This is a genomic window from Streptomyces sp. NPDC002896 (assembly GCF_040295225.1).
Taxonomy (GTDB): Bacteria; Actinomycetota; Actinomycetes; order Streptomycetales; family Streptomycetaceae; genus Streptomyces.
Genome location: NZ_JBEOVA010000006.1, coordinates 177,682 through 197,123, shown reverse-complemented (window position 1 = coordinate 197,123; position 19,442 = coordinate 177,682). Strand labels below are relative to the sequence as shown.

General features: G+C 70.0%; 15 protein-coding genes. 13 read left to right on the top strand and 2 right to left on the bottom strand.

Going from position 1 to position 19,442, the window contains the following annotated elements; translation table 11 throughout:
- Nucleotides 1–8: 8 nt before the first annotated feature.
- The 13 genes from ABT009_RS12495 to ABT009_RS12435 all read left to right on the top strand — a co-directional run bounded on the left by ABT009_RS12495 (nucleotide 9) and on the right by ABT009_RS12435 (nucleotide 16,452).
- A complete protein-coding gene (locus ABT009_RS12495; protein ID WP_351292495.1) occupies nucleotides 9–1,049 on the top strand; it encodes a substrate-binding domain-containing protein in 1,041 nt (346 codons plus the stop codon).
- 48 nt (nucleotides 1,050–1,097) lie between these two features.
- Complete coding sequence (locus tag ABT009_RS12490; protein ID WP_351292493.1) at nucleotides 1,098–2,441, top strand: Gfo/Idh/MocA family protein; 1,344 nt, start codon at nucleotides 1,098–1,100, stop codon at nucleotides 2,439–2,441.
- A gap of 12 nt (nucleotides 2,442–2,453) precedes the next feature.
- Nucleotides 2,454–3,458, top strand: a complete 1,005-nt coding sequence (locus ABT009_RS12485) for a sugar phosphate isomerase/epimerase family protein (RefSeq protein WP_351292491.1) — start codon at nucleotides 2,454–2,456, stop codon at nucleotides 3,456–3,458.
- Between the two features lie 279 nt (nucleotides 3,459–3,737).
- Complete coding sequence (locus ABT009_RS12480; RefSeq protein ID WP_351292489.1) at nucleotides 3,738–6,254, top strand: PQQ-dependent sugar dehydrogenase; 2,517 nt, start codon at nucleotides 3,738–3,740, stop codon at nucleotides 6,252–6,254.
- 13 nt (nucleotides 6,255–6,267) lie between these two features.
- On the top strand, nucleotides 6,268–7,662 hold the full coding sequence (locus tag ABT009_RS12475) for a ThuA domain-containing protein (RefSeq protein WP_351292487.1): 1,395 nt from the start codon (nucleotides 6,268–6,270) through the stop codon (nucleotides 7,660–7,662).
- A 105-nt stretch (nucleotides 7,663–7,767) separates the two neighbouring features.
- Nucleotides 7,768–8,901 (top strand): inositol-3-phosphate synthase, encoded by a 1,134-nt coding sequence (locus ABT009_RS12470; RefSeq protein ID WP_351292485.1) that lies wholly within the window; start codon nucleotides 7,768–7,770, stop codon nucleotides 8,899–8,901.
- A complete protein-coding gene (locus tag ABT009_RS12465) occupies nucleotides 8,898–9,992 on the top strand; it encodes an SCO3242 family prenyltransferase (RefSeq protein ID WP_351292483.1) in 1,095 nt (364 codons plus the stop codon). The genes ABT009_RS12470 and ABT009_RS12465 overlap by 4 nt, the downstream gene beginning before the upstream one ends.
- The gene (locus ABT009_RS12460) at nucleotides 9,989–10,903 is read left to right on the top strand and encodes a sugar phosphate isomerase/epimerase family protein (RefSeq protein WP_351292481.1); all 915 of its coding nucleotides are present in this window, start codon (nucleotides 9,989–9,991) and stop codon (nucleotides 10,901–10,903) included. The genes ABT009_RS12465 and ABT009_RS12460 overlap by 4 nt, the downstream gene beginning before the upstream one ends.
- A 164-nt stretch (nucleotides 10,904–11,067) precedes the next feature.
- On the top strand, nucleotides 11,068–11,715 hold the full coding sequence (locus ABT009_RS12455) for an EboA domain-containing protein (protein ID WP_502989867.1): 648 nt from the start codon (nucleotides 11,068–11,070) through the stop codon (nucleotides 11,713–11,715).
- Nucleotides 11,715–12,575, top strand: a complete 861-nt coding sequence (locus ABT009_RS12450) for a TatD family hydrolase (protein ID WP_351292479.1) — start codon at nucleotides 11,715–11,717, stop codon at nucleotides 12,573–12,575. The genes ABT009_RS12455 and ABT009_RS12450 overlap by 1 nt, the downstream gene beginning before the upstream one ends.
- Nucleotides 12,576–12,578: 3 nt before the next feature.
- Nucleotides 12,579–13,748, top strand: coding sequence for a metabolite traffic protein EboE (gene eboE, locus ABT009_RS12445; RefSeq protein ID WP_351292477.1), 1,170 nt, complete (start codon nucleotides 12,579–12,581; stop codon nucleotides 13,746–13,748).
- Nucleotides 13,745–15,160 carry an alkaline phosphatase family protein gene (locus ABT009_RS12440; protein WP_351292475.1) on the top strand — a complete coding sequence of 472 codons (1,416 nt, stop codon included), beginning with the start codon at nucleotides 13,745–13,747 and terminating at the stop codon, nucleotides 15,158–15,160. Before eboE ends, ABT009_RS12440 begins: the two co-directional genes overlap by 4 nt.
- 122 nt (nucleotides 15,161–15,282) lie before the next feature.
- Nucleotides 15,283–16,452 (top strand): sugar phosphate isomerase/epimerase family protein, encoded by a 1,170-nt coding sequence (locus ABT009_RS12435; RefSeq protein WP_351292473.1) that lies wholly within the window; start codon nucleotides 15,283–15,285, stop codon nucleotides 16,450–16,452.
- 100 nt (nucleotides 16,453–16,552) lie between these two features.
- On the opposite strand, the gene ABT009_RS12430 is transcribed toward ABT009_RS12435, so the two are convergent.
- On the bottom strand, nucleotides 16,553–17,971 hold the full coding sequence (locus tag ABT009_RS12430; RefSeq protein ID WP_351292471.1) for an OFA family MFS transporter: 1,419 nt from the start codon (nucleotides 17,969–17,971) through the stop codon (nucleotides 16,553–16,555).
- Between the two features lies 1 nt (nucleotide 17,972).
- Nucleotides 17,973–19,361 carry an OFA family MFS transporter gene (locus ABT009_RS12425; RefSeq protein WP_351292469.1) on the bottom strand — a complete coding sequence of 463 codons (1,389 nt, stop codon included), beginning with the start codon at nucleotides 19,359–19,361 and terminating at the stop codon, nucleotides 17,973–17,975.
- Nucleotides 19,362–19,442: the final 81 nt, after the last annotated feature.

The window sequence follows — 19,442 nt, the reverse complement described above, 5'->3', positions numbered from 1 at the left end:
TCACCGCCATGCCAGAGCTCACGAGCCGCAGAGGACTGCTGTTCGGCACCGCCGCCGTATCCGCCGGTGCCCTCCTCACCGCCTGCACCAGCAACGAACCCAAGAAGGAGGAGTCCGCCGCGAACGACCAGCCGGTCGCGGACGACAAGCCCGGCAAGGAGGTCACCATCGGCTTCGCGGGCCCGCAGGCCGACCACGGCTGGCTGAACGCGATCAACGACAACGCCAAGAAGCGCGCTGAGAAGTACGAGGACGTGACGCTCGAGATCACCGAGGGCTCCAACGACACCGCGGCCCAGATCGGCCAGATCGAGACGCTGATCAACAAGAAGGTCGACGTCCTGGTGGTCCTCCCGGCCGACGGCAAGGCCCTCACACAGGTCGGCCTCAAGGCCATGCGCGCGGGCATCCCCGTCGTCAACCTCGACCGGATCTTCAACACCCCGCAGGCGTATCGCTGCTGGATCGGCGGCGACAACTACGGCATGGGCCTGAACGCCGGGCACTACATCGGCGAGAAGCTCAAGGACAAGAAGAACGCACGCGTCGTGGAGCTCGCCGGGCTCGACAACCTGGAGCTGACGAAGCAGCGCACCCAGGGCTTCGACGACGCGCTGAAGAACTACCCGAACATCAAGAAGGTCGCGCGCCAGGCCGCCGAGTTCACCGTCGAGTCGGGCCAGGCCAAGATGGCCCAGCTGCTGCAGGCCCAGTCGAAGTTCGATGCCCTGTGGAACCACGACGACGACCAGGGCGTCGGCGCCCTGCGTGCCATCGAGCAGGCGGGCCGCGACGACTTCCTGATGGTGGGCGGCGCGGGCGCACTCTCCGCCTTCCAGGCGATCGAGGCCGACAACAGCGTGCTCAAGGCCACCGTGCTGTATCCGCCGACCATGGCCGCCTCGGCGATCGATCTGGCGCGTGCGCTCGGGCAGTCCAAGGGCGTATCGGGCCTGGCCGAGTTCGAGATCCCGGCCTCCCTCACCCTCTACTCGGCCGTCGTCGACAAGGACAACGTCGACCAGTACATGCCCACCGGCTTCAAGTGATGCGTACGCCCGCCCCCACAGAGCGTCGACCACGAGGAGGAAATCGGTATGGGACAGCCGGAGCAGCCCGAGAGCGGGGCGGCAGCCGGAGCCGGGCCGGTAGGAACCAGAGCCGACACCGGTCCAGTTGAAGTAGGCGCCGGTGCCGGTTCCAGGAAGCGCCGGATCGGCGTCGGCATGGTCGGATACGCGTTCATGGGTGCCGCCCACTCCCAGGGCTGGCGCACCGTCGGGCGCGTCTTCGACCTGCCGTGCCGGCCTGAGCTGGCGGCCATCTGTGGGCGCGACCCGGACGCTGTACGGGCCGCGGCCGACCGGCTCGGATGGGCGGCCGCGGAGACCGACTGGCGTGACCTGATCGCCCGTGACGACGTCGACCTCGTCGATATCTGCACACCCGGCGACAGCCATGCGGAGATCGCCATCGCCGCGCTCGCGGCGGGCAAGCACGTGCTGTGCGAGAAACCGCTGGCCAACACCGTCGAGGAGGCCGAGGCCATGGCCGAGGCCGCCGAACAGGCACGGGCCCGCGGCCAGGTCGCCATGGTCGGCTTCAACTACCGGCGCCTGCCGGCGACCGCGCTGGCCCGCAAGATGGTCGCCGATGGCCGGCTGGGCGCCCTGCGGCACGTGCGCGTCACGTATCTGCAGGACTGGCTGGTCGATCCCGGCTTCCCGCTCACCTGGCGGCTGCAACGGGAACTCGCGGGATCGGGGGCACTCGGCGATCTGGGCGCGCACATCGTCGACCTCGCACAGCACCTGGCGGGCGAACCCCTCGTCGGCGTGTCCGCGCTCACCGAGACCTTCGTACGGGAGCGGCCGCTGCCCGCCGGGGCGTCGTCGGGACTCAGCGCGGCGGGCGGCAGCGGCAGTGGACTCGGCGCCGTGACGGTCGACGACGCGGCGCTGTTCACGGGCCGGTTCGCCTCGGGGGCGCTCGCCTCCTTCGAAGCCACCCGGTTCGCCACCGGCCGCAAGAACGCACTGCGTCTGGAACTCAACGGTGAACGCGGTTCGCTGGCCTTCGACCTGGAGCGGCTCAACGAACTGTCCTTCCACGACCACACCGAACCGGGTGTGAGCGCGGGCTTCCGCCGCATCCTCGTCACCGAGCCCGACCATCCGTATCTGGAGGCCTGGTGGCCGCCGGGCCACGGTCTCGGCTACGAGCACTCGTTCGTGCATCAGGCCCGCGACCTGGCGACCGCCATCGCCACGGGTGTCGCGCCGGAACCTTCCTTCGCCGACGGACTGCGGGTGCAGCGCGTACTGGCGGCGGTGGAGGAGAGCGCGGCGAAGAACGCGGTGTACACGCCCGTCCTGTCGGTAACGGCCACGGATTCCGACCCCGCGGCCCCATCTGCCGCCGCATCCGCTTCATCGGTCTAGGAGGCCCGTTCCATGCCCCGCGACTTCACCCTCTTCACCGGCCAGTGGGCCGACCTGCCGCTCGAGGAGGTCTGCCGGCTCGCCCGCGACTTCGGCTACGAAGGCCTCGAACTCGCCTGCTGGGGCGACCACTTCGAGGTGGACAAGGCACTCAACGACGACTCGTATCTGAAATCCAGGCGGCAGCTGCTCGACAAGTACGGCCTCAAGTGCTGGGCCATCTCCAACCACCTGGTCGGCCAGGCCGTGTGCGACGCGATCATCGACGAGCGGCACCAGGCGATCCTGCCCGCGCGGATCTGGGGGCACGGGGAGGCCGAGGGCGTACGGCGGCGGGCGGCGGCGGAGATGGCCGACACGGCACGCGCAGCGGCCGCGTTCGGCGTCGACACCGTCGTCGGCTTCACCGGGTCGTCCATCTGGCACCTGGTCGCCATGTTCCCGCCCGCCCCCGAGCGGATGATCGAGCGCGGTTACGAGGACTTCGCCGAGCGCTGGAACCCGATCCTGGACGTGTTCGACGCGGAGGGCGTGCGGTTCGCGCACGAGGTGCATCCCAGCGAGATCGCGTACGACTACTGGACCACGCACCGCGCCCTCGAAGCCGTCGACCGGCGCCCGGCGTTCGGCCTCAACTTCGACCCGAGCCATTTCGTCTGGCAGGACCTGGACCCCGTGGGCTTCCTGTGGGACTTCCGCGACCGCATCTACCACGTCGACTGCAAGGAGGCCCGCAAGCGGCTGGACGGCCGCAACGGGCGCCTCGGCTCGCATCTGCCGTGGGGCGACCCGCGGCGCGGCTGGGACTTCGTGTCGGCCGGCCACGGCGACGTCCCCTGGGAGGACGTCTTCCGGATGCTGCGCTCCATCGGGTACGACGGGCCCATCTCGGTCGAGTGGGAGGACGCGGGCATGGACCGTCTGCAGGGGGCGCCTGAGGCCCTGCAGCGCCTGAAGGCCTACGACTTCGAGCCGCCGACCGCGTCCTTCGACGCGGCGTTCGGGAGCGCCGACTAGCCCGGCAGGGCGATCCACCGGCACTCCTGCCAGGCGCTTGCTCCCCGGCGCGGATCCCCCGCGCCGGGGCAGTCCGGCCTGCCCGCATCACAGTTTGTCCTTCTGCTGGAAAAAGTCCAACTCAGTTCCTTCCCAAGGGCTTTCGGGCCCGGACAAAGGTGGCTACGGTCCCTGGGGCAGAGAGCTGAAATGCACACAACACGTATGGCTCCGGGGTGACGGCGCACCCCGGAATCCCGCACCCGTCACGTACGACCGGCCCCTTCATGGAGGCACTTCGTGCTCAGGAAATCCGGAAACAGAACGGGAACGAGAACGCGAACCAGCAAGCGTCCGAGACTCCGCAAGGCACTCGCACTCCTCACCGGCTCACTCCTCGCCGGCGCCTCACTCGCCCTCGCCGCACCGCCGGCGGGCGCCGCCGACCCCGAGGCGAACGCGTCGACGACCGCTTCGGCGGCCGCCGCAGAGGACTTCCAGCAGGTCACCCTCGCCAAGGGCGAGCCCGAGGTCGGTGAGCCCATGTCCCTCGCGGTGCTCCCGGACCGCTCGGTCCTGCACACCTCACGCGACGGCGAGCTGCGCATCACCGACGCCGCGGGCAACACCCGCGTCGCGGGCAAGCTCGACGTGTACTCGCACGACGAGGAGGGCCTGCAGGGCATCGGCGTCGACCCCGGCTTCGCCGACAACCGCTTCATCTACCTCTACTACGCCCCGCCGCTGGACACCCCGGCGGGCGACGCCCCCGAGACCGGCACCGCGGCCGACTTCGCGAAGTTCGACGGAGTCAACCGGCTCTCCCGCTTCGTGCTGAAGACCGACGGGACGCTCGACACCGCCAGCGAGACGAAGATCCTCGACGTCCCGGCCTCGCGCGGCATCTGCTGCCACGTCGGCGGCGACATCGACTTCGACGCGGCCGGCAACCTCTACCTGTCGACCGGCGACGACTCCAACCCCTTCCAGTCGGACGGCTACACGCCCATCGACGAGCGCGCCGACCGCAACCCGGCCTTCGACGCCCAGCGCAGCTCCGGCAACACCAACGACCTGCGCGGCAAGATCCTCCGGATCAAGGTGAACGCCGACGGCTCGTACTCCGTCCCCGACGGCAACCTCTTCCCGCCCGGCACGGACAAGACGCGGCCCGAGATCTACGCGATGGGCTTCCGCAACCCGTTCCGCTTCAGCGTCGACAAGGCCACCGGCATCCTGTACGTCGGCGACTACGGCCCCGACGCGGGAGCCGCCGACCCGGCGCGCGGCCCTGCCGGACAGGTCGAGTTCGCCCGCGTCACCAAGCCCGGCAACTTCGGCTGGCCCTACTGCACGGGCAAGAACGACGCGTACGTCGACTACGACTTCGCCACCAAGACGTCCGGTGACGCCTTCGACTGCGCTGCCCCCAAGAACACCTCCCCGCACAACACCGGCCTCACCGACCTGCCCCCGGCCCAGCCCGCCTGGATCCCCTACAACGGCCCGTCCGTGCCCGAGTTCGGCGACGGCTCCGAGTCCCCGATGGGCGGACCGGTCTACCACTACGACGCAACGCTCGACTCGCCGGTCAAGTTCCCCGAGGCGTACGACGGTGACTTCTTCGCCGGGGAGTTCGGCCGCCGCTGGATCAAGCGCATCTCGTCGGACGCCGACGGCACCGTGCAGTCCATCAACGACGTCCCGTGGTCCGGCACCCAGGTGATGGACATGGCCTTCGGGCCCGACGGAGCCCTCTACGTCCTCGACTACGGCGTCTCCTGGTTCGGAGGCGACGAGAACTCGGCCCTGTACCGCATCGAGAACGCCACCGACGGGCACTCGCCGACCCCGCAGGCCGCCGCCGACCGCACCTCCGGGCAGGCCCCGCTGAAGGTCCGTTTCTCGTCCAGCGGGACCACCGACGCGGACGGCGACACGCTCACGTACAGCTGGGACTTCGGCGACGGCTCCGCCGCCTCCACTGCCGCGAACCCCTCCCACACGTACAAGAAGAACGGGACGTACACGGCGACGCTGACCGCCAAGGACCCGAGCGGACGCACCGGCAGCGCGAGCGTGCAGATCGTGGTCGGCAACACCGCTCCCAAGGTCACGCTCGAACTGCCGCAGGACGGCCAGCTGTTCAGCTTCGGTGACGCCGTGCCGTTCAAGGTGAAGGTCACCGACCCGGAGGACGGCACCATCGACTGCGCCAAGGTGAAGGTCTCCTTCATCCTCGGCCACGACAGCCACGGACACCCGCTGACCTCGGCGAACGGCTGCACCGGCACGCTTCAGACCAGCGCCGACGGCGGCCATGACGAGGACGCCAACATCTTCGGTGTCGTCAACGCGGAGTACACCGACGCCGGTGGTGGCGGCCAGGCCGCGCTGACCGGCCATGACCAGAGCGTCGTCCAGCCCAGGCACCGCCAGGCCGAGCACTTCGGCACCTCCGAGGGCATCACCGTCCAGAGCCGGACGACGGCCCACGGTGCCAAGACCGTCGGCGACATCAGCAACGGCGACTGGATCGCCTTCCAGCCGTACGTCCTGTCCAACGCGACCAAGATCAGCGCACGCGTCGCCTCCGCCGGCGAAGGCGGCACCCTCGAGATCCGCGCGGGCTCGGCCAAGGGCAAGCTGCTCGGCACCGCGACCGTCCCGGCCACCGGCGGTTGGGAGGACTACCAGGACGTCACCGCCGGCCTGAAGGGCGCTCCGACCGGCACCACCACGCTCTACCTCGTCTTCAAGGGCGGCATCGGCGATGCCCTGTACGAGGTGGACGACTTCACCTTCACGACGGAATGAGGGGAGGCCTGCAATGCGTGCGAGAACTCGACTGGTGACCGCCGCGGTGGGCGCCGCCCTGCTCATCGGCGGACTGTCGGGGCCGGCCGTCTCGAAGGACGCGGCCCCGGACAGGAAGGACGCGGCCACGGAGAAGAAGGTACTGGTGTTCTCCAAGACCGCCGGTTTCCGGCACGACTCCATCCCTGACGGCATCGCCGCCGTCAGGGGTCTGGGGGCGGCGCACGGCTTCGCGGTCGACGCCACAGAGGACGCCACGGCGTTCACGTCGACGAACCTGCGGAAGTACGACGCCGTCGTGTTCCTCTCGACGACGGGTGACGTACTGGACGAGGTCCAGCAGAGCGCCTTCGAGGACTACATCCGGCGCGGGGGCGGCTATGTCGGTATCCACGCCGCCGCCGACACCGAGTACGACTGGCCGTTCTACGGCGGCCTCGCGGGCGCGTACTTCCAGTCGCACCCCGCGATCCAGCCCGCGACCGTGGATGTGGAGGACCGGGCACACCCCGCGACATCGCATCTGGCGGCGGCCTGGGAGCGCACGGACGAGTGGTACAACTACCGCTCCAACCCGCGGGAACGGGCCCACGTCCTGGCATCGCTGGACGAGTCGTCGTACACCGGCGGCACGATGGCCGGCGACCACCCGATCGCCTGGTGCCAGGACTACCAGGGCGGACGCGCCTTCTACACCGGAGGCGGCCACACCAAGGAGTCCTACGCCGACCCCGCCTTCCGGCAGCACCTGCTCGGCGGCATCCGCTGGGCCGTCGGCTCAGCCCAGGCCGACTGCCGCCCGGAGAACGGCTACACGCCGATCTTCGACGGTACGCAGACGTCCCTGGACGGCTGGAAGCAGGCGGGACCGGGATCGTTCGAGCTGAACGACGGCACGCTCACCTCCTCCGGTGGTATGGGCATGCTCTGGTACGCGGCCGAGGAGTTGGGGTCCTACTCGCTCAAGCTCGACTGGAAGACGGCCGGGGACGACAACTCGGGGATCTTCGTGGGCTTCCCCGCCTCCGACGACCCCTGGTCGGCCGTGAACAACGGCTACGAGATCCAGATCGACGCGACCGACGTGCCCGAGAAGACGACGGGCTCGGTCTACGGTTTCCAGTCCGCCGACCTCAAGAAGCGGGATCGCGCCCTGAACCCGCCGGGGGAGTGGAACACCTACGAGATCCGTGTCGAGGGCGAGCGGCTGCGCGTCTGGCTCAACGGGGTGAAGATCAACGACTTCACCAACACCGATCCGGCGCGAAGCCTCGAGGACGGTCACATCGGCATCCAGAACCACGGTGCCGACGACCAGGTCTCGTTCCGCAGCATCCGGATCAAGGAGTTCGGCGCAGGCGCAGGCGCAGGCAAGGAGCTCCTGGATCTGCCCGTGAAGGGCGACTAGACGGCGGCGGGCGGGGGACGCCGGACCTCCGCCCGCCGTCACTTCCTCCTCACTGTGCCGCTTCTCCTGCTCACTCGCCCAGTCCTGTCGTCAAGGAGGCTGTCCATGTCCGCCGAACCTTCCGCTCCCCGTCCGCGTACCGGCGTGTGGCTCGTCGGAGCGCGCGGTTCCGTGGCCACCACCGTGGTCGTGGGATGTGCCGCCGTGGCCGCCGGTCTGCATCCGGCCACCGGCATGGTGACCGAGACGGCGCCCTTCAGCGACTGCGGCCTGCCACCGCTCGCGTCCCTGGTCTTCGGCGGGCACGACACGGTGGACTGCCCCCTGCCCAAGCGCGCGGAGGCACTGGTCGCCGGGCGAGTCCTGCCGCACGGGCTGCCCTCGGCGGTGCACAGCGAACTGGCCGCGGCCGACCGCGAGATCCGCAGCGGCGGTCCTCTGCCCGGCGACAGCCGCTCCGACGAGGAACTCATCGAGTCCTTCGCCGCCGACATACGGGAATTCGTACGCCGGGGCGGGCTGGCCCGCGCCGTCGTGGTGAACGTCGCGTCGACGGAGCCGGTGGCGACGGGGGACCCCTCTACCCTCCCCGCCAGCTCCCTGTACGCGGCGGCGGCGCTGCGGGCGGGTTGCCCGTACGTCAACTTCACCCCGTCGACGGGCCTGCACCATCCCTCACTGCACGCGGCGGCCTCGGGCTCCGGCCTGCCGTACGCGGGGCGCGACGGCAAGACCGGGCAGACGCTGCTGCGGTCGGTGCTGGGACCGATGTTCGCGCAGCGTGCCCTTGCCGTGCGGGCGTGGTCCGGGACCAACCTGCTGGGCGGCGGCGACGGCGCGGCGCTGGCCGACCCGGGTGCGGCCGCCGCGAAGAACGCCGGCAAGGAACGCGTCCTCACCGACACCCTCGGCTCGGTCCCCGAAGGCGAGGTGCACATCGACGACGTACCGGCCCTCGGCGACTGGAAGACCGCCTGGGACCACATCGCCTTCGACGGCTTCCTCGGCTCCCGGATGGTGCTCCAGACCATCTGGCAGGGCTGCGACTCCGCCCTCGCGGCACCCCTCGTACTCGACCTGGCCCGCCTGACCGCCCGCGCCCACGAGACCGGCCTGTCAGGACCTCTTCCGGAGCTCGGCTTCTACTTCAAGGATCCCGACCCGGGCTCGCCGTCGGCACTCGCGGAGCAGTACGCGGAGCTGGTGGGCTTCGCCGGACGGCTGCGGGCGGCGCGATGAGCCCGCGCGTCCGAGCTGGGGGTCGTGCCCGCGCCTGGGCCGAACTGCTCCGGCTTCCCGCGCTGTTCACGGTGCCGGGTGACGCCCTCGCGGGCGCCGCCGCGGCAGGCGCCCGGCCCGATCGCCGCACTCTTCTCGCCATCGGTTCCTCCCTGTGTCTGTACGAGGCGGGCATGGCGCTCAACGACTGGGCCGACCGCGCCGACGACGCCGTGGAACGCCCACACCGCCCGCTGCCGTCAGGCCGCATCAGCCCCGTCACGGCGCTGGCGGCGGCGGGCGGCCTCACCATCGCCGGCCTGGCCGTGGCCTCGCGCGCCGGACGGCCGGCCCTGGCGGTCGCCGGGACGCTCGCCACCACTGTCTGGGCCTACGACCTGGGTCTGAAGCGAACGGCCGCCGGTCCCGTGGCCATGGCGGCGGCCCGGGGCCTTGACCTGGCGCTGGGCGCGGCGGCGACGGTTCCGGGCGGCCGGTGGCGCGGGGCCCTGCCCTCGGCGACGGTCCTCGGCGCGCACACGCTCGCGGTGACGGCCGTGTCCCGCCGGGAGGCCCAGGGCGGCTCCTCCTCGGCCCCGCTAGCGGCGCTGGCGACGACGCTGCTGCTGGCGTGGACAGCCGGTCGCAGCACTGCTCGTGCCGCCCCCGAACTCCCGGCAGGCCGACGGACAGAAGCCGCTGTCCGCCTGCCGGGCTCCAGCCCCTCAGGGCCGAAGCGCGCCACGGCGCCGAACCGCAGAACCGCGACTGCCGGAACCGGGACTGCAGGAACTGCGACTGCCGGAACCGGGACTTCCGGAACCGGGACTGCCGGAACCGGGGCTGCCGGAACGGCGACTGCCGGAACTGCGGCCGTCCTCCAGGGCGCCCTCGGTGCGGCCTATGCCGCAACCGCCGCCCGCCCCCTTTTCCACGCCGCCCTCAACCCGTCTCCGCCGCTCACCCAACAGGCCGTCGGGGCCGGTATCCGAGCCATGATCCCGCTCCAGGCAGCACTCGCCGCACGCGGCGGCGGACTCCGCACCGCACTGCTGACCGCCGTCCTGGCCCCGGCCGCCCGCTCGTTCGCACGGAAGGTGAGCGTGACATGAGCCCAGGCACTCTCCGCTTCGGATACGGCACCAACGGCCTCACCGACCTGCGGCTCGCCGACGCCCTCGGTCTGCTCGCCGACCTCGGGTACGACGGGGTCGGGCTGACGCTCGACCACATGCACCTGGACCCGCTCGCCCCCGACCTGGCCGCGCGCACCCGCGAGGTGGCCCGCCGCCTGGACCGGCACGGACTGGGCGTGACGATCGAGACCGGCGCCCGGTATGTGCTCGACCCGCGCCGCAAGCACGGCCCCTCCCTCCTCGACCCGGACCCGGCCGGGCGTGCCGCACGCACCCGGCTGCTGATCCTCGCCGTCCGCATCGCCGCCGACCTCGGTGCCCACGCGGTGCACTGCTTCAGCGGCGTCACACCCGAGGACACGTCGGACGACGTCGCGTGGCAACGGCTCACCGAGGCGTTCGGCCCCGTCCTGGACGCCGCCAGCGCCACGGGAATCCCGCTCGCCGTCGAACCCGAGCCGGGCCACCTCGTCGCCACGCTCGCCGACTTCCACCGCCTGCGTCAGGCACTCGGCAGTCCCGAAGCTCTCGGCCTCACCCTCGACATCGGCCACTGCCAGTGCCTGGAGCCGGAGCCGCCGGCCGACTGCGTCCGGGCCGCGGCACCCTGGCTGCGGCACGTCCAGATCGAGGACATGCGTCGCGGTGTTCATGAACACCTCCCGTTCGGGGACGGGGAGATCGACTTCCCGCCCGTACTCGAAGCCCTTGCCGCCACCGGCTACCAGGGACTGACCGTCGTCGAACTGCCCCGCCACTCCCACGCCGGCCCACGCCTCGCGGAGGAGTCGCTGGACTTCCTGCGCCGCGCCTTCCCCGGAGCAGCACGGGCCAGCCGGGCTCGGGCCGGGGCAGCCGAGGCCGCACTGGAAGGGAGCACGCCGTGACGCACGACCCCACCCACTCGGCCCACCCACGCGGCAACGACGCGGGCCCCGCCACCGCCCCGGCCGACGGCCGCGGGAAACCGGACGCCAATATCCCGGTCGGCGGCCGCGGGGAGTCGGCCGCGCTCGAGGAGTCGGCCGCCACTGTGCAACCCGCCATCGCCATGCTCCACGCCCGGCTCGGCGCCGCTCTCGACGACGGTGCCCGGGCCTGGCTCGACCAGGCACTCGCCGAGGCCGCCGCCCACCAGGAGGAGGCGCCGCAAAGCGCAACGCCTGGCTGGGAGTTGCGCTTCGCCGAAGCCGGGCGCCGCTGCGGCCCCGAGTACGCCGACGCCGTCCGCCTGCTCCTCCTGGGCGCCGCAGGCGCCGGCCCCGCCACCCTCAGCCGCATCTACGCCCAGGGCTCTGCCGCCGAACGCCGCGCCGTCCTGCACGCACTGCCCCACCTCGTCACCGGCCCCCAGGCCCTGGCACTCGTCGAGGACGCCCTGCGCACCAACGACACGCGCCTGGTCGCCGCCGCCGTAGGCCCGTACGCCGCCGAACACCTGGATGCCCACAACTGGCGGCACGCCGTCCTCAAGTGCCTGTTCACCGGTGTCTCCGTGGACGCGGTGGCCGGCCTGGCGGAGCGCGCCCGAGCCGATGGAGAACTGGCCCGCATGCTCGTCGACTACGCGAACGAACGCACTGCCGCGGGCCGCCCCGTCCCCGAGGACCTGCACCGGGTCCTGTCACTGGCCGGTCGCCCAGCCCCTTCGGCCACCCCCTCGGCCCCCTCCACAGCTTCGACCGGCGAGGAGTCCTGATGCGCATCTTCGACCCCCACATCCATATGACGTCACGGACCACCGACGACTACGAGGCCATGTATGCGGCGGGTGTACGCGCTGTCGTCGAGCCCTCCTTCTGGCTGGGCCAGCCCCGCACCTCGCCGGCCTCCTTCGTCGACTACTTCGACTCCCTCCTCGGCTGGGAACCCTTCCGCGCCGCCCAGTACGGCATCGCCCACCACTGCACGCTCGCCCTCAACCCCAAGGAGGCGAACGACCCCCGCTGCACCCCCGTCCTCGACGTGCTGCCGCGGTATCTCGTCAAGGACAACGTCGTCGCCGTGGGCGAGATCGGCTATGACTCCATGACGCCCGCCGAGGACACCGCACTCGCCGCCCAGCTCCAGCTCGCCGCCGACCACGAGCTGCCGGCCCTGGTGCACACCCCGCACCGCGACAAGCTGGCCGGTCTGCGCCGCACCCTCGACGTCGTCCGCGAGTCCGCCCTGCCGCCCGAGCGGGTGCTCATCGACCACCTCAACGAGACGACCGTCAAGGAAGCCAAGGACGCCGGCTGCTGGCTCGGCTTCTCCGTCTATCCCGACACCAAGATGGACGAGGAGCGGATGGTCGCCGTCCTTGAGCAGTACGGGCCCGAGAAGGTGCTCGTCAACTCCGCGGCCGACTGGGGCAGAAGCGACCCCCTCAAGACCCGCAAGGTGGGCGACGCGCTGCTCAAGGCGGGGTTCGGCGAGGACGACGTCGACCAGGTGCTGTGGCGCAACCCCGTGGCCTTCTACGGGCTCAGCGGCCGCCTCACCCTCGATGTCCCGCAGCCCGAGGCCACCCACGAGGGCAACTCCATCCTGCGCGGCACCCCGAAGACGGAGGCGTGAGCCATGCGGTTCCGGCACCCCGACGGCTCCACCGTCCACCTCGCCTACTGCACCAACGTCCACCCCGCCGAAACCCTCCACGGCGTCCTCGCCCAACTGCGAGATCACTGCGAACCCGTCCGCAAGCGTCTCGGCCGCGACCGGCTCGGCATCGGCCTGTGGCTCGCCAAGGACGCCGCCCGGGCTCTGGTCACCGACCCCGCGGCGCTGCGCGGACTGCGCACCGAACTCGACCGGCGCGGCCTGGAAGTGGTCACCCTCAACGGTTTCCCGTATGAAGGATTCGGTGCAGCGGAGGTCAAGTACCGCGTCTACAAACCGGACTGGGCCGACCCGGAGCGCCTCGGCCACACCATGGACCTGGCGCGCCTGCTCGCCCAGCTGCTGCCCGACGACGTGACCGAGGGAAGCATCTCCACACTGCCGATCGCCTGGCGCACCGCGTATGACGCACACCGTGCCGAGGCCGCGCATGCCGCACTCGCCACCCTCGCCGGACGACTCGACGCCCTGGAGGAGCTGACCGGCCGCTCCATCCGCATCGGCCTCGAGCCCGAGCCCGGCTGCATCGTCGAGACCACCGGCGACGCCATCGCGCCCCTCACCGCGGTCGGACACGACCGCATCGGTATCTGCGTCGACACCTGCCACCTCGCCACCTCCTTCGAAGACCCGCACACCGCGCTGGACGAGCTCAGGGCCGCCCGCATCCCCATCGTCAAATCCCAGCTCTCCGCCGCACTCCACGCCGAACACCCCCATCTCCCCGACGTACGCGAAGCCCTCGCCGCCTTCGACGAACCCCGCTTTCTCCACCAGACCCGCACCCGCACCACCGCCGCACTGCGCGGCACCGACGACCTCGGCGAAGCCCTCGCCGGTGATGCGCTGCCCGACCGAACCCCGTGGCGCTCCCACTTCCACGTCCCCCTGCACGCGGCCCCCGCCGCGCCACTCACCTCCACTCTTCCCGTGCTCAAGGACACACTGGCCCGGCTGGTCGGCGGCCCGCACCCGCTGACCAGCCATCTCGAGGTCGAGACCTACACCTGGCAGGCCCTCCCACCCGAGCTGCGCCCACACACCCGATCCCAGCTCGCCGACGGCATCGCCGCCGAACTCACCCTCGCCCGCGACCTCCTGACGGACCTCGGCCTGAAGGAACTCCCGTGACGCACCCACTCGGTTCCGACGACCGACACCAACGCCCCGGCCCGACTCCTCTCCTCGTCCTCGACGTCGTGGGCCTCACCCCCCGCCTCCTCGCGCACATGCCCCGCCTCAGTGCGCTGGGCCAGGCCGGCTCCCAGGCCGCGCTCGACACCGTCCTGCCCGCCGTCACCTGCACCGCCCAGTCGACGTTCCTCACCGGCACCACACCTGCCGAGCACGGCATCGTCGGCAACGGCTGGTACTTCCGCGAGCTCGGCGACGTACTGCTGTGGCGCCAGCACAACGGTCTCGTCGCCGGAGACAAACTGTGGGACGCCGCCCGTCGCGCCCACCCCGGCTTCACGGTCGCCAATATCTGCTGGTGGTACGCCATGGGCGCGGACACCGACATCACCGTCACCCCCCGTCCCGTCTACTACGCCGACGGCCGCAAGGAACCCGACTGCTACACCCGGCCCCCGGACCTGCACGACGAACTCACCGAGAAGTTCGGCACCTTCCCGCTCTTCCACTTCTGGGGCCCCGGCGCCGACCTCGTCTCCAGCCAGTGGATCATCGACGCCACGCGGCACATCATGGCCGGCCGCAACCCCGACCTGACCCTGTGCTACCTCCCTCACCTCGACTACGACCTGCAGCGCTACGGCCCCGACGATCCCCGCTCACACCAGGCCGCAGCCGATCTCGACCAGGCTCTCGCCCCCCTCCTGGACGACGCGCGCACCCAGGGCCGCACCGTCGTCGCTCTCTCCGAGTACGGCATCACCCGCGTCAGCCGCCCCGTCGACATCAACCGCGCCCTGCGCCGGGCCGGCCTGCTGGAAGTGCACACCCAGGACGGCATGGAATACCTCGACCCGATGGCCTCGCGCGCCTTCGCCGTCGCGGACCACCAGCTCGCCCATGTATACGTCCGCCGACCAGAGGACCTTGACGCCACTCGCGCAGCACTCCGGGACCTGCCCGGCATCGACCAACTCCTCGACGACGAGGGCAAGAAGGCGCACCACCTCGACCACCCCCGCGCCGGTGAGCTGGTCGCCGTCGCGGAGCCGGACGCCTGGTTCACGTACTACTACTGGCTCGACGACGACCAGGCCCCCGACTTCGCCCAGCTCGTCGAGATCCACCGCAAACCCGGCTATGACCCCGCCGAGCTCTTCATGGACCCCCTCGACCCCTACGTCAGGGTCAAGGCAGCCGGAGCGCTGGCCCGCAAGAAACTCGGCATGCGCTACCGCATGGCGGTCGTGCCCCTGGACCCGTCACCTATTCGAGGCAGCCACGGCCGCCTTCCCGCGAGCGACGACGAAGGTCCGCTCATCATGTGCTCCACCCCCCGCGCCGTCGGCGGCCGCATCGCGGCCACCGATGTGAAATCCCTGCTGCTCGACCTGGCCGGCCTCGCATGACGAGCAACTGAGCAACTGCAGAAAGTGAAACACGCGCCACTGACAACGCGTCCGGCCCGCGGAAGAGCAGCAGACCGTTCGGCACCCGCTCGACCCGTACACCGACTCGAAAGAGAGAGACCGTGACCGCATTCAACGACGAATCCGGAACCGGCGACGCCCTGCGTCGCGCTCTCGGCGTCAGCCGCCGCCGCTTCCTGAGCACCTGCACCGCCGCCGCGACAGCGGCGATCGCCGCACCCGTCTTCGGGGCCTCACCAGCACTGGCTCAGGACGCTCAGGACCAGGGAAGAGGTGACGACCGGGGCGGAGACGTCCTCGTCCCCGCAGACAAACGCGGAATCATCCTCTACACCGTCCGTGATGCGACAGGCCGCGACCCACTCTCCACCGACCTGCCGTCCGGCTTCCGCGAGGTCTTCAAGGAGCTCGCGCGGTACGGCTACCGACAGGTGGAGTTCGCCGGATACGGCCAGCACGCCAACGCCCCGGGCGGTGCCAGCCTGGAGTCCGTCGAGGGCGCCAAGCTGCTGCGCTCCTGGCTCGACGAGTACGGCCTCAGGGCACAGGGCAACCACGGCTTCATCCCGCCCTCCTGGCCGCTCACCACCCCCGACCTGGACACCTTCAAGAAGCACCTGGAAATCGCCAACATCCTCGGCATGGCGCACATGGGCACGGGCGGCGACCCCACCGGCAGCGCCTACCGGGCCGACTGGGACGTGGCGGCCGACAAGTGGAACGCGCTCGGGGAGATCGCCCGACGTGAGGGCATCAAGCTGTACACCCACAACCACGACGCGGCCTACGGCTTCCTGATCGACGGAGGCCCGCTGGACGCCCAGGGCCGCCCGACCCGCAGCTCCGGAATCCGCAAGCTGGAGTACTTCCTCAAGATCACCGATCCGAAGGTCGTCTGGCTGGAGATGGACATCTTCTGGGCACACGTCGCCCGGTACAAGTTCCACACCTACACGGCCCACGACGGCTCGACGCAGGAGAACGTCTTCGACCCGGCGGGGCTCGTCGCCCGCAACAACAAGCGCTACCCGCTCTTCCACGCCAAGGACGGCACCGTCAACACCACGAACGGGATGGGCTACGACATGGTCCCGTTCGGCACCGGCGTCATCGACTACACCACGTTCTTCTCACGCGTCGGCGCAAGGAACTACCACAACCCGATGGTCGAGCAGGACAACGCCCCGAGCTCCACCGACCCGGGGCAGTCACTGCGGCACGCGAAGATCGGTTATGACAACCTCGCGGCCCTGCGCGAGAAGCGCGTCTAACCAGGCATCACCGGTTCCCGGACAACAAATCAGGCGGCCCTCCCCACGTAACGTCGTGGGGAGGGCCGCCTGATCTGTTGCCGTGTGCCGAGCTGCCCTCTCAGCCCGCCGGTTGTGGCTGCGGAGTCCGGGTGGCTTCCCTGGTCCGCCCCGGTTGCCTCAGGAGCAGGGCGATCGCCGCTGCCACCATCGAGATCCCGCCGGCCAGCGCGTACGCCCCGTTGTAGCCCCAGGCCGCGACCACCATCGAGCCGAGACCGCCGCCGAACAGGCCGCTGATCAGTTTGCCGCTGTACACCAGGCCGTAGTTGGTGGCGTTGTAGTTCTCCCCGAAGTAGTCCGGGGTCAGGGCCGCGAACATCGGGTAGAAGGCGCCGCCGCCGAATCCGGAGAGGAAGGCGAAGAACAGGAACAGCCATTCGTTCCTGACGTCGCCCGCCCAGATCACGCCGAACTGAGCGAGTCCCAGTACCACGATGACGAACACCAGGGTCAGCTTGCGGCCCCACAGGTCGGACAGCCAGCCCACCACCGCACGGCCGATGCCGTTGATGACCGCCATGATGCCCATCGACGACGCCGCCACCAGCGGGCCGAAGCCCACCTCCTTGGCGAAATCGACCTGGAAGGAGATACCGAAGATCGACACACCCGCCGTCATGACGAGAGTGATCCACATCAGCGGGAGCACGCCGCTCCTGATGGCCTCCTTGGGCGTGTACTGCTTCACCGCGGGAGGGTTCTTTGCCAGGCCGGCGGAGCTCTTGCCCTTGCCGGCGTGCGTCAGCGGGTCGATATCCGCCGGCCACCAGTTCTTCGGTGGATCCTTGAAGAAGAACGCGCAGGACAGCACGACGATCATCACGTAGCAGCCGATCAGATCCAGCACCCGGTGATAGTTCGCCGTGTCGAACGCGTAGTTGAAGATGAAGATGAACGGCAGAGAGCCGTAGGCGAATCCGCCGTTGACGAAGCCGGTCTTGGCGCCGCGGCGCTCGGGGAACCACTTCCCGACCATGTTGATGCAGGTCGCGTAGACGAGGCCGGAGCCGATGCCGCCGACGACACCGAATCCCAGGATCGCCAGGAGGACGTTGCTCAGGTGCGACAGGGCGAGGAAGCCGACGACGCACATGCCGGCACCGATGTACATGGCCTGGCGGGCGGTCAGGATGCCCTTCTCCCGCAGCCAGCCCGCCGGGAAGGCGATGCCGGCCTGGAAGAAGACCCAAACGCTGAGGATCCAGAAGGTGTTGCTCTGCGTCCAGCCGTGTGCGTGGGACAGGGTGTCCTCGGCCGAACCGTACGCGTATTCGAAGACGCTGATGGCCATCATGGCGATCCACGGCAGGTACACCATGAGCTTGCGCGAGTGACCGAGGATGTCCCGGTCCGTCTCGCCCATGCGGTAGACGCGTCCGCGGGAGTCGGTCACTTCACGGTACGAGAGGTTCGTGGCGTCGGCGTCGGCGCCGGCGTGCGCCGATGCGCTGTTCGCTGCGATGGGGTCCGCCGTCATGTCACGCCATCTCCTCCCCGATCGGATGCGGGTTGGGTGCGATACGGCGGCCCCCGGGCCTGCCGGGGGCCTTCAGGAACAGCGCGAGGACGGCCGAAGCGAGACCGATGGAACCCGCGATGATGAACGCGCCCTCGTAGTCCCAGGCGCTGACCACGACGGCGCCCATGCCCGAGCCGAGCAGGCCCGAGATCAGCTTCGAGCTGTAGACCATCCCGTAGTTGGTGGCGTTGTTGTTCTCGCCGAAGTAGTCGGCGGTCATGGCCGCGAACAGCGGGAAGATCGCGCCGCCGCCGAATCCGGAGACCATGGAGCAGAACAGGAAGAACGGCATGCTGCCCATGGAGCCCGAGACCAGCACGCCGAACTGGGCGGAGCCCAGCACGATGCAGACGATGATGAGCGTGTTGCGGCGCCCGTAGCGGTCGGAGATCCAGCCGATGACGCCCCGTCCGGTGCCGTTGACGATGGCCTTCAGGGACATGGCCGTGGCCACGATTCCGCCGGCGAAGCCCATGTCCTTGCCGAACGGCACCTGGAACGCGATACCGAAGATGTTGATCCCGGCCGTGCACAGGAGACAGAACCACATCATCCAGAGCACCGGCGTGCGGGCGGCTTGCTTCGGCGTGTACTGCTTCACCGCCGGCGGGTTCTTCTCCAGCGCCCGTCGGATCTTCGGGTCGTCCGACACCTTCAGCGGATCCACGTGGGCCGGCCACCAGCCCTTGGGCGGGTCCTTGAAGAACCAGCCCGCGAAGGCGACCACGGCGCAGCAGACCAAGCCCACCATCACCAGGACGCCCTGATAGTTGCTCAGGTCCATGTACGAGGTGAAGAGGAACACGAACGGCACGGAGCCGTAGGCGAAACCGCCGTTGACCATGCCGGTCTTGCCGCCCTTGCGCTCCGGATACCACTTGCCGACCATGTTCACGCAGGTCGCGTAGACGAGACCGGCGCCGATGCCGCTGAACATGCCGAAGCCGATGTACGCGACGATCACATGCGGCGCGTACGCGAGTGAGAGATAGCCGAGGATGGTGCCCAGCGCACCGAGCATCATCGCGTACCGCGCCGGCAGCTTGCCGCTCTCGCGCAGCTGCCCGGCGGGGAAGGCCACGGCCGCCTGGAAGAACACCCAGACACCCATCAGCCAGAAGATGTGGCCGCTCGACCACAGATGTGCCTCGTGCAGTGTGTCCTCGGCCGATGTGAACGCGTACTCCGAGGAGCTGATGCCCATCATGCCCATCCACGGGAAGAGCACCATGGTCCATCGCGGTCGCCCCATGATGTCCCGGTCGGTCTCGCCGATCCGGTAAAGGCGGCCGTTGCGGTCCGTCACCTCCCTGTAGGGGACGGACGTGGGAATGTCGGTGGTTGTCATGTCGCGAAAGCACCCCTTGCGTCGAAAGATCTGGCCAGCGCCCCCTGTCCAATTCCTTTCGTGCGCGCACGGGTCCCGGGG